The 10522-nt window shown below is 62.8% G+C and carries 10 protein-coding genes and 1 tRNA gene; 5 read left to right on the forward strand and 6 right to left on the reverse strand.

All coding sequences use genetic code 11. The annotated features are described in order from the left end of the window. Positions 1 to 3: 3 nt before the first annotated feature. Together GM909_RS18880 and GM909_RS18885 are read right to left on the reverse strand one after the other, a co-directional pair. Positions 4 to 1008: a coiled-coil domain-containing protein gene (locus GM909_RS18880; protein ID WP_157018705.1), complete on the reverse strand. Its 1005-nt coding sequence runs from the start codon at positions 1006 to 1008 to the stop codon at positions 4 to 6. Positions 1009 to 1189: 181 nt separating this feature from the next. Further along, on the reverse strand, positions 1190 to 1774 hold the full coding sequence (locus tag GM909_RS18885) for a DUF1134 domain-containing protein (protein WP_157018707.1): 585 nt from the start codon (positions 1772 to 1774) through the stop codon (positions 1190 to 1192). Positions 1775 to 2072: 298 nt separating this feature from the next. Between GM909_RS18885 and chpT the strand changes: the two genes are divergently transcribed. Both chpT and GM909_RS18895 read left to right on the forward strand, forming a co-directional pair. Then, positions 2073 to 2711, forward strand: a complete 639-nt coding sequence (chpT, locus tag GM909_RS18890; RefSeq protein ID WP_157018709.1) for a histidine phosphotransferase ChpT — start codon at positions 2073 to 2075, stop codon at positions 2709 to 2711. Positions 2712 to 2883: 172 nt separating this feature from the next. Next, a complete protein-coding gene (locus GM909_RS18895; protein WP_157018711.1) occupies positions 2884 to 3252 on the forward strand; it encodes a response regulator in 369 nt (122 codons plus the stop codon). Positions 3253 to 3357: 105 nt separating this feature from the next. On the opposite strand, the gene ctrA is transcribed toward GM909_RS18895, so the two are convergent. Then, positions 3358 to 4053 (reverse strand): response regulator transcription factor CtrA, encoded by a 696-nt coding sequence (gene ctrA / locus GM909_RS18900; protein WP_157018713.1) that lies wholly within the window; start codon positions 4051 to 4053, stop codon positions 3358 to 3360. A 437-nt stretch (positions 4054 to 4490) separates the two neighbouring features. Between ctrA and GM909_RS18905 the strand changes: the two genes are divergently transcribed. Then, positions 4491 to 4868 carry a flagellar export protein FliJ gene (locus tag GM909_RS18905; protein ID WP_157018715.1) on the forward strand — a complete coding sequence of 126 codons (378 nt, stop codon included), beginning with the start codon at positions 4491 to 4493 and terminating at the stop codon, positions 4866 to 4868. A 506-nt stretch (positions 4869 to 5374) separates the two neighbouring features. Here the strand turns inward: GM909_RS18905 and sciP are convergent. Then, positions 5375 to 5650 carry a CtrA inhibitor SciP gene (sciP, locus tag GM909_RS18910; RefSeq protein WP_157018717.1) on the reverse strand — a complete coding sequence of 92 codons (276 nt, stop codon included), beginning with the start codon at positions 5648 to 5650 and terminating at the stop codon, positions 5375 to 5377. Positions 5651 to 5966: 316 nt separating this feature from the next. Here sciP and mnmA point away from each other — a divergent pair, with 316 nt between their 5' ends. Beyond that, a complete protein-coding gene (mnmA, locus tag GM909_RS18915; protein ID WP_157018719.1) occupies positions 5967 to 7157 on the forward strand; it encodes a tRNA 2-thiouridine(34) synthase MnmA in 1191 nt (396 codons plus the stop codon). 301 nt (positions 7158 to 7458) lie between these two features. Here mnmA and GM909_RS18920 read toward each other — a convergent pair whose 3' ends face one another. Then, positions 7459 to 8604: a DegT/DnrJ/EryC1/StrS family aminotransferase gene (locus GM909_RS18920; protein ID WP_157018721.1), complete on the reverse strand. Its 1146-nt coding sequence runs from the start codon at positions 8602 to 8604 to the stop codon at positions 7459 to 7461. Positions 8605 to 8783: 179 nt separating this feature from the next. Further along, positions 8784 to 9737 carry a Gfo/Idh/MocA family protein gene (locus GM909_RS18925; protein ID WP_157018723.1) on the reverse strand — a complete coding sequence of 318 codons (954 nt, stop codon included), beginning with the start codon at positions 9735 to 9737 and terminating at the stop codon, positions 8784 to 8786. 242 nt (positions 9738 to 9979) lie between these two features. Between GM909_RS18925 and GM909_RS18930 the strand changes: the two genes are divergently transcribed. Continuing rightward, a tRNA-Met gene (locus tag GM909_RS18930) sits at positions 9980 to 10056 on the forward strand. Positions 10057 to 10522: the final 466 nt, after the last annotated feature.

Raw genomic sequence — 10522 nt, forward strand, 5'->3', positions numbered from 1 at the left:
TTGCTAACTGAGGGCGCGAACTCTCTCGGCGAGGCTCGGCACCTGCGAGCGGCCTTTGCCGCTTTCGGGCCCGGGCTCCTGCTCGAGCAGGTCGTGGATCGGCGAATCGGCCCCATCGAGAGTCACGGCAAGGTGAAGGATCTCGGCGGCAACACCGCCGATCCGGTCGCGCAATTCGGCTTCCTCGGCCTGCCGCGACGCATTGTCCATTGATGGCTGGGCACCAAGCGCGGCGAGTTCCTGCTGCAGGCGCTCCTTCGCCTTCAGGACCTCGGCAAGCCTTTCCTCCAGGTCGCCGGAGCCGTTCGGCCGGTTTTTCTCACCGGCGTCAGGCGAGGCGGATGTCTCGCGCCGCTCCGCGGCCTCTCTGTCATTGCCGTCCATCTTGGCCTCTGGATCGGCCACCGTCGCCTCGGCGCCGTCGTGCTCCATCTCCTGGCCCTTTGCGCGCAGCCCGGCAAGCTCGCTGTGCAGGCTTGCAATCTCGCTTTCGCGCGCGGCAAGGTCGATCTGGCGGTTGCTCGAGTCCAGGCTGGCCTCCTCCAGCATGCGGGTCAACCTGTCGACCTCCGTCTCTCGCTCATGCAGCACGGTCTCCGCCTGCTTGAGCCGATGCGCCAGATGCCCGACCTCCTCTTCGCCTGCATCGAGGGCGCCGCCAAGATGCAGATCGGCCGATTGCCGAGTGTCGGCTTGTGCCGTCGCTCCTTCGAGATCCTCGGTGAGGTGGCGGATGGCTTCGTGCTGACGGGCGATCTCGGCCTCCTGGCGGGCGACCTTCTCGCGCTCGGCTTTCAGCGCGATCTCGATACGCCGGACCTCCATGGCGTGCTCGGCACGCTGACGGTCGTTCTCCGCCTTGAACTCGCCGACGGTCAGCGGAACCGTGGCCTCGATGCGCTCCGTGGTGAGCGACACCGCACGTCGCCAAACGGAAGGCGCGGCCAGAAGAGCCAGGAAGGCCGCGCAGCAGAAACCCAAAAGGAATATGAGGACGAATTCGGTCACCGCAATTATTCCCTTCGGCGCGGGAAGATGCTGCGCCGGAACGCTACGCGTCGTTTTGGACGCACATAGGGCGCTCCAGCAGCAGGCGCCACGCATCGCGCCGACATTGTGCCATGTCGGCACGTCATTTCCATAACTGCGCTCGTTTGCTCACCGATCGGCGACAAGCCTGCGCGGTGCCTCAGAACGGGTTCCAGGTCGCCTGCGGTGTGAGCTTCAGGTAGCCGACATTGACACCCAGCCGCGCGCCGACGCCGGTGCGCACCGGCACCAGAAGGACGTCGTTGTTCTTCAGCACGTTGAAGCCGACGCCGGCGACAAGATAGGCCGATCCCGCCACACCGCCGTAGCGCCGGTAGACGCCGTCCACGCTCTGCAGATTGTAGACCAGGATCATCAGCCGCGATCCCTGGCCGCCGAAATCCCAGCCGATCGACGGTCCTTGCCAGAACAGCGGATGGTCGCCGGCGTTCTTGGTGTAGAGCGTGCCCTCGCCATAGGTCAGGCCGCCGATGAATGCACCGGAACCCTCCTCGCCGAGGATATAGCCGTTCGGCAGGCCGTAGCTGGAGAAGATCTGTTCGATTGCGGTTGCCAGTCCGCCCGACGTGGCGCCGAAGAAGCCATGGCCGGCATCGACGATTTCCTGAACCGTATAGCCCTGGTCCGTCGCTGCCGCCCTGGCCGGCCCCGCAAGCGCGATGACCGCGATCGTCAAAGCTGCGATCAGCCGCGTGGCTGCATCAAGGATTCTGATAGGATGCATATTTTCCACTCTCGTTCTGGGAGCGGCCCTGCCGGCGCCTCCGCTGCGCAACACCGGCGACTCTTGCGGCCGCCTGACTGATTCGAATCGAAACTATTCCGTAATTGTTTTTCAACCATTAAACATCCGCACAAACATGGCGCCAGCATGGCTTTTCGCCCTATTCGGCCCGGCCTTTCTTGCGACGCCCGGATGCTTGTGCAACGAAAAGACGAGGGGGGTATCCGGGTGATTCGTCGCCACGGCTTCCCTTGTTCTTGACCTGGATACGCCTGACGCACGCGGGAGTTCTTTGGCGATGGCCGAATTGTTCACACTTTCAGCACCCGATCTCGCAGCGCTTCTGTGCAGCCGTGTTTGTCACGATATCATCTCGCCGGTCGGCGCTATCAACAATGGCCTGGAGCTTCTGGAGGAAGGTGGCGCGGACGAAGACGCCATGATGCTCATCAAGGCGAGTGCGCGCAGCGCCTCGGCAAGGCTGCAATTCGCCCGCATCGCCTTCGGCGCCGCAGGATCGGCGGGCATGCAGATCGATACCGGCGACGCGGCGACCGTCGCCGCCGGCTATTTCGCCAACGAGAAACCCAATGTGGAATGGCACGGCGGACGGGCGCTCCTGCCGAAGAACCAGGTCAAGCTGCTGCTGAACCTGCTGCTCGTGGCGGCCGGCGCGATTCCACGCGGCGGCAGCATCAGGGTCGAGCTGGCCGATCTGGAAACGCGGCCGGTCTTCACGTTGACGGCCACAGGTCCCATGGTTCGCGTGCCGCCCAAATTCCTCGAAATGCACAGTGGCAACAGGCCGGAAGAGGCGATCGACGCCCACGCCATCCAGCCCTACTACACGCTGCTGCTTGCCCGCGAAACGGCCATGGACATCAGCATCCGGGCGGGTGCCGAGGAAATCACTCTGAAGGCGAGCCTGGCCGAATAACACAGAACCGGTTTTCCCCGACGCCCTGTGACGCCACCGGCAAGGCGGCGCCGATTTCCCGACAATTTTAGACACGGTCTTTGCCGTTTCTTTCACTCTCGTGGCTAGTCTGGCCCGTGGGACAGCCGTTTGCAGGGGACTTGGCAAACGGGATCACACGGGGAAAGGGACTATGAAACGTTGTATGGTCGTCGATGATTCGAGCATCATAAGAAAGGTCGTCAAGCGCATTCTGGGCAGCCCGGAGATGGCGGTTCTGGAGGCCAACAACGGGTCGGACGCGCTGGCGATGTGTGCCGCCGAAATGCCGGATTCGATCCTCGTCGACGGCGTCCTGCCGGACATGGCGACCACCGAATTCATCAAATCCGTGCGCGCGATGCCGGAAAGCCGGAACGTGCGCATCCTGGTCTCCATGCTGGCATTCGACATCGGCGCGATCATGCGGGCAAAGCGCGCCGGCGCCCAGGGCTATATGCTCAAGCCCTTCAACCGTTCCCAGCTCATGGAACGGTTCCGCGAGTTGCAGGCCGCGGCCTGATCTTCCGACGCGAACAATGAAGATAAGCCCGGTCGCGCGACCGGGCTTTTCATATCAAGGGCATGTACGCGCCCACCGTGGCCTGGCGATCAGGACTGCCGACAGTCAGGCGGTGGCGCGCAGCTCTTCGGGTTCGCGCAGCACGTAGCCACGGCCCCATACCGTTTCGATGAAATTCTGCCCGCCGGACGCCGCGTCGAGCTTCTTCCTGAGCTTGCAGATAAAGACGTCGATAATCTTCAGTTCCGGCTCGTCCATCCCGCCATAGAGGTGGTTGAGGAACATCTCCTTGGTCAGCGTCGTTCCCTTTCGCAAGGAAAGCAGCTCCAGCATCTGATATTCCTTGCCGGTCAGGTGCACTCGCTGTCCACCGACCTCGACCGTCTTGGCGTCGAGATTGACCACAAGGTCGCCGGTGGTGATGATCGATTGGGCATGGCCCTTGGAACGGCGGACGATCGCATGAATGCGCGCCACCAGCTCGTCCTTGTGGAACGGCTTGGTCATGTAGTCGTCGGCGCCGAAGCCGAGACCGCGCACCTTGTCCTCGATGCCGGCCATGCCCGACAGGATCAGGATCGGCGTCTTCACCTTCGACAGGCGCAACGTGCGCAGAACCTCGTAGCCCGACATATCCGGCAGGTTCAAGTCGAGCAGGATGATGTCGTAATCGTAAAGCTTGCCGAGATCGACGCCTTCTTCGCCGAGATCCGTCAGGTAGACGTTGAAACTCTCCGACTTCAGCATCAATTCGATGCTTTGCGCGGTGGCACCGTCGTCTTCAATCAGCAGGACACGCATCTCTTTCCCCTTCTCTGCGATCGGCCCTGACGCGCCAACAAACCCGCCTCGCAGCATCCATTACCTGAATCACAGGCTGCCAGCAATTGGTTAACAGAATCTGATTCTGCTTGGCAAGCGCCATTGGACCATTCAACAAACGGAGCCATCCATATGAATCAAAACGATATTCACTGGATGAACTTGTTAATCTTTCAACTTAAGAAACCGGCGCAACCGACTCATTCGACTCCGCTCTTGCAGATAGCTCGCATCTGCCTCGATATTTTTACTCGGCCTTAAGCCCTCCCCCCTATGATTAACAATACGCGTAAACGAATGGTTACCGGCGACGCCAAACATTAGGGTTTTGTTTCCGAACGTGCGCCGCGGGGAACATTTTAGTGGAAGCGAAGGTCGAACCCAGGGTTCGGTGTACGCATCGGGAGTAGTCGTCCATGAAGGCACGTGAAAATCTCGTCCGGTTGAAGCAGTTCCAGGTGAACGAGAAACGCCGTCAACTCCTGCAACTCGATCAGATGGTTGCCGAATTCGATCGCATGGCCGGCGAGCTCGACGCCCAGATCCAGATCGAGGAGCAGAAATCCGGCATTTCCGATGTCAGTCACTTCGCCTATCCCACATTCGCCAAGGCTGCGCGGCAACGTCGCGACAATCTCAACAATTCCCGCAACGAGCTGATGCAGCAGAAGGCCGCCGCCGAAGCGTCGCTGGCCGAGGCCGAGGTGGAATTGCAGAAGGCCGAGCAATTGGAGAACCGTGACGGTCGAGTGCGCGACAACGACGTCGAGATGCGCCGCGCAATGACCGGCTGACGCGCTTGCACGGAGAGGCAAGCGCCCCCGAGGCGATAGGCCAGTCTCCGAAGAAGCAATTCGGTCGAGCAATGGCCGCTGCCTCTTCGTCATCCCACGGCGGAGCCGGGCGCAGCGAGGCGCACGTCACAACCGCTCCGGCATGGATCCTCGGGTCTCACGCCCGAGGATGACGAGGTGGGAAGGTTGGCGCCTCAGGCGGCAGCATCGGCCGCCATCCGACAGGTTGGCGCCTCAACCGGCGATGCCGGCCAACACCCACTACTAACAGCCCGACGCCCTCTCACGACGGTCCTCGTCAGCCCTGACACGGCTTCCCCTTCGTCATCCCAGGGTGGAGCCGGGCGCAGCGCGGCGCAGACCCTGGGATCCATGCCTGAGCATTCCTGACTGCCGAGATGGTGAAAAAGGGCGACACGTTCCGCACCGCCATGCGCGTCGCAACAGCTCCGGCATGGATCCTCGGGTCTCACGCCCGAGGATGACGAGGTGGAAAGGCTGGTGCCTCAATGTCGATATTGCTGGATACGCGTCGTGCGCAACCCGGCAAGCCCATGTTCGTCGATGGAAGCCTGCCAGGAAAGAAATTCCTCGACGGTGAGCTTGTAGCGCTGGCAGGCCTCCTCGAGGCTCAACAGCCCGCCGCGCACGGCGGCCACGACCTCGGCCTTGCGCCGGATGACCCAGCGCCGCGTATTGGTGGGCGGGAGATCGGCAACTGTCAGCGGACTGCCATCCGGTCCGATGACATATTTGACACGCGGTCTAACCAATTCGGTCATGTTACTCTCTACTCAGCACCCACACACACATGCTCGAAAACAAGGCCAAGCTAATCCGACAGCTTTAAAAAATGTCTAAACGCCCGGTAAGCAGTCCGTAACGATTCGGGATTGCTCAAATTGGACAAATTGTCCCTTTGTAATCTACGGGTCTTGAAGCGCTGCGCGCGCCGTGGCTGCCTGCAACTGGCGAACGCACGACATCTGACCTATCTTAGGCTTGCAGCGCCCAACGGCATTGGAGCGGCGGGATTGGCATAAACGGTCCGACATGGGATATGGACCGCACGAACATCAACGATCGAAGTTGCGAGCAATGAACAGTCTCGACCTCCCCGGACGTCCCGAAGATACCCGCATCGTGGTGGCGATGTCGGGCGGCGTGGATTCTTCCGTCGTCGCAGGCCTTCTCAGCCAGGAAGGCTACGACGTCGTCGGCGTGACGCTGCAGCTCTACGACCACGGGTCCGCCGTCCACCGTGCCGGCTCGTGCTGCGCCGGCCGCGACATTGAAGACGCGCAGCGCGTGGCCGAAACGCTCGGCATCCCGCATTACGTGCTCAATTATGAAAAGCGCTTTCGCGAAGCGGTGATCGACCCGTTTGCCGAGAGCTACGTGGCCGGCGAAACGCCCATCCCCTGCGTGGCCTGCAACCAGACGGTCAAGTTCGCCGACCTGCTGGTCACGGCGCAGGAATTGGGCGCCGACGCGCTTGCCACCGGCCACTATATCCGCTCGCGCCCCAACGGCGCGCATCGCGCCCTTTACCGCCCCGTCGACGCCGATCGCGACCAGAGCTATTTCCTCTTCGCCACCACCCAGGCGCAGATCGACTATCTGCGCTTTCCGCTCGGCGGACTGCCCAAGGCAAAGGTCCGCGAGATGGCGCAGAAGATGGGCCTTTCGGTGGCCACCAAGCAGGACAGCCAGGACATCTGCTTCGTGCCCCAGGGCAAGTATTCCGACATCATCACCAAGCTGAAGCCCGATGCGGCGACGGCTGGCGACATCGTCCATATCGACGGGCGCAAGCTCGGACGCCATGACGGCATCATGCACTACACGATCGGCCAGCGCCGCGGCATCGGCGTGGCGACCGGCGAGCCGCTCTACGTGGTGCATCTCGACGCCGAGGGCGGACGTGTCATCGTCGGGCCGCGCGAGGCGCTTGAGACGCACCGCGTCTTCCTGCGCGACTTCAACTGGCTGGGCGATATTGCGCTCGCCGACATTCCGGCCGAAGGGCTCGAACTCTACGCAAAAGTCCGCTCCACCCGGCCGCCGCAGCCGGCGAGCCTGCACAATGACGGTGGTGGCCGCGTGCGGGTCGAACTCGTCGACGGCGAAGCCGGCGTCGCGCCGGGTCAGGCCTGCGTGCTCTATTCCGACACCGGCGACGATGCACGCGTCTTCGGCGGCGGCTTCATCGAGCGCTCCGAGCGCGACCGCGAGGCCGAGGCAATGCTTGCCAAGTTGAAGAACAAGCCGGAGTTGGCCGCCGGCTGAGCCGGGCCGGCATTGACCCTTCGGCGCCCATCGGCCGGCGTACCATCCTGGTCGATCGTCCTTCGCACGTCATCCCGGCCGAGCGCCCTCTCGCGTCATCCCGGCCGAGCGGAGCGAGAGCCGGGACCCATTGAGTAGGCACGGCCGGTCTCCACAGAAGACGCAGTCGACAACGGTAGCCCCTTTACGAGGACCGGACGTGCTCGACGATCATGTTGCAATGGGGTCCCGGATAGCCTTCGCTTCGTTCAGGCTTCCGGGAGACGATGAAGGATGTGCATCACCCACACCCAGCGCGGCACTACGCGCCGGCCGCGGCGCGCTTGCCCTGGGATTCGATGAATTCGCGCACCGCCTCGACAATGCGGTCCTGGTCCGACGGCGCCAGATAGGGATGCATCGGCAGGCACAGGATGCGCTGCGGCACGGCTTCCGAGACGTCCAAGCCGCCCGGCGAACGCAGGAAATTCTCGTAGGCCACCTGCAGATGCAGCGGCTTTACATAATAGATGACGCTGGGAATGCCCTTTTCCTGCAGATGCGCCTTGAGCCCGTCGCGATGCGAGGTCTCGATGGCGTATTGCGCCCAGGCCGAACGATTGCCGGACGGGATGGCCGGCGTCTTGACGAGATCGCCAAAACCGGCGCCGTAGCGCGCCGCCACGTCCTGACGGGCCTCCATCTCTTCTTCCAGGATCGCCAGCTTCTCGATCAGGATCGCCGCCTGGATCGTATCGAGACGCGAGTTGAGGCCGACATGGATATTGTCGTACTGGCTCTCGCCCTTGCCGTGAAAGGCGAAGGAGCGCAGGCGCTCGGCGAATTCGCCGTCATCGGTGAGCATGGCGCCGCCGTCGCCATAGCATCCGAGCGGCTTGGCCGGATAGAAGCTGGTGGAACCGACCTTGCCGAAGGATCCGCACATGCGCCCGTCGCGCTTGCCGCCCGTCGCCTGAGCGGCATCCTCGATGATCATCAGGCCTTCCTGCTCGGCGATCGCCTCGATGGCGGGGTAATCGGCAGCGAGCCCGAACAGGTCGACCGGGATGATCGCCTTCGGCTGAAGCCTCCCCTCGGCCTTGACCATGGCGATTGCCGCCTCGAGCGAAGCGGCCGAGATGTTGTAGCTGTCGGGATCGATGTCGACGAAAACCGGCTCGGCCTTGGCAAGCGCCACCACCTCCGCGGTCGCGGCGAAGGTGAAGCTCGGGCAGAACACCGCGTCGCCCGGGCCGATGCCCGCCGCCAGAAGCGGCAGGAGAAGCGCGTCGGTTCCGTTGGCGCAGGCCACCGCGTGCTTCACGCCGATATAGTCGGCAAGCTGTTCCTCGAAACGGGCGACCTCCGGACCGAGGATATATTTGCCTTCCGCCACGACGCGCGCGATGGCGGCCTCGATGCGGTCTGCGATGCGCGCGCGCTGCGCGCCAAGGTCGATGAATTGCATGTCTTCCCCAAGCTGAAGCCGACCGGCTGGTCGAAACGGCTGCGTTAACCCCGCAGGTTGAAATATGGGTTTTGGTCCGTCCGCGCCAGCCGCTCTCCGATCAATCACATCTGCGCCATGTAACGCATGGTGAAGCGGCGTTTCGCCGGCGTGAAACGCGACCCGACCCGCGCACGGATTCAATCATGCAGCACCGTGCCGGCCGTCAGGATGCGCAGCACGGTGATCGCCTCCTCGCCGCTCGTGAGCGGCGTTTCGCGGGTCGCGATGCAGTGGAGAAAATGCTCCAGCTCGCGCGTCAGAGGCATGCCCTGGGCGACGTCCACATAGCTCGGCTCGTTGGCGGTGAAGGCCCATTGGCCGCTGTCCTGCCAGACTGCGTGGCGATAGACGGCGAGCTTGCGCTCCCACGGCTCCACGTCGTCGAAAACGGCCATGGCGCGGGTGCCCACCACCGTCAGGCGGCGCTCGCGATAGGGATTGAGGCGCGAGGCGAACAGATGGCTGCGCACCCCGTCGGGAAAGCGCATGTGCAGATGGGCGAAATCGCTGAGATTGTCGAGCAGCGCGGCCCCCTCGCCGCGGATCTCGACGGGCGCCGAGCCTGTAATGGCCAGGATCATGGACAGATCGTGCGGTGCGAGGTCCCACAGCGCGTCGTTCTCGGTGTGGAACTTGCCGAGCCCCAGGCGGTGCGAATGGATGTATTTGATCTCGCCCAGTTCGCCGGTGTCGATCAGCGCCTTCAGCTTCTGGAAGGCGGGATGAAAGCGCAGCACATGGCCGACCATGAAGATCCGGTTGTTGGCCTTGGCCGCGGCGACGGATTTTTCCGCGTCGGGCACGTTGAGCGCAATCGGCTTTTCCACCAGCACGTCCTTGCCCGCCCCCACGGCACGGATGGCGTTTTCGGAATGCAACTGCGGCGGCAGAGCCATGACGATGGCGTCGATGTCGGCGCGCCCGAAAAGCTCCTCCGGCGGGATCGCCTCGCAATCATGCTCGCTGGCAAAGCCTTCGGCGCGGGCCCGATTGGCGTCGGACACGGCATGCAGGGCGCCGAGCTTGTCCAGCGTTCGGATATGATTGCTGCCCCAGTATCCACACCCGAGGACTGCTATACGTGGCGCCATGTTCTGCTTGCCCGGAAAAATCAGGCGACACATAGCCATGGCGGGGCGCGAACTCAACCCCTGGAACCATTTGCCGCGCCAAGATATGACCCGAAGGCAAGCGCCGGCGGCACAATCTTGCGCCGCACGGCCTTCGAGGCGAACGAGCGCTTGACAGGCTCGCGGCCACGCATCTATATCCGCCCAGCCTTGGCGAGGCCCGCACGAGACGCGCAACAGCGTGGCACGGCGGACGCCTATGGGGCGGAGTAGCTCAGTCGGTTAGAGCAGAGGAATCATAATCCTTGTGTCGGGGGTTCGAGTCCCTCCTCCGCTACCACCGCACTTCAATAACTTATTGATTTTTCAGAGAAAAATTCAGACGTATGTCGGAGACTAATCCTACGAACGCCTAAGCCGTTGATTTTCTTTGGGATAGCTGTCGGGGGTTCAATGCAGGCCGCTACCAAAAATGCACTCCTACCCCGCATTGATGTTGGCTCTCGACCGCGGCGGATCCTGTCACGGGTTGCTTTATCGGTTGCCTCCCAACCGGGTCAGAGGCTCGCTGACACGCTTGCTGGAGCGGGAGATGGGATGGCTGCCTTCTCCGGAACCACAGTGCGTGCGGCACGCCTTAGCCCGGTTTGTCGAGAGCTTTCAGGATAAAGCGAATCTGCTCGCGCAGGCCCGCTTCGGTGTCTTCGCCGTGTTGAACGCTGCGGATTCCGATTCAAACCGGCCGGGTATTCCGATTTGAAGCCGGCCACCATTCCGACATGAAGCCGGCCGGGATTCCGATCAAT

Origin of the sequence: Mesorhizobium xinjiangense (assembly GCF_009749525.1) — a bacterium.
In the GTDB taxonomy this organism is placed as follows: domain Bacteria; phylum Pseudomonadota; class Alphaproteobacteria; order Rhizobiales; family Rhizobiaceae; genus Mangrovimarina; species Mangrovimarina xinjiangensis.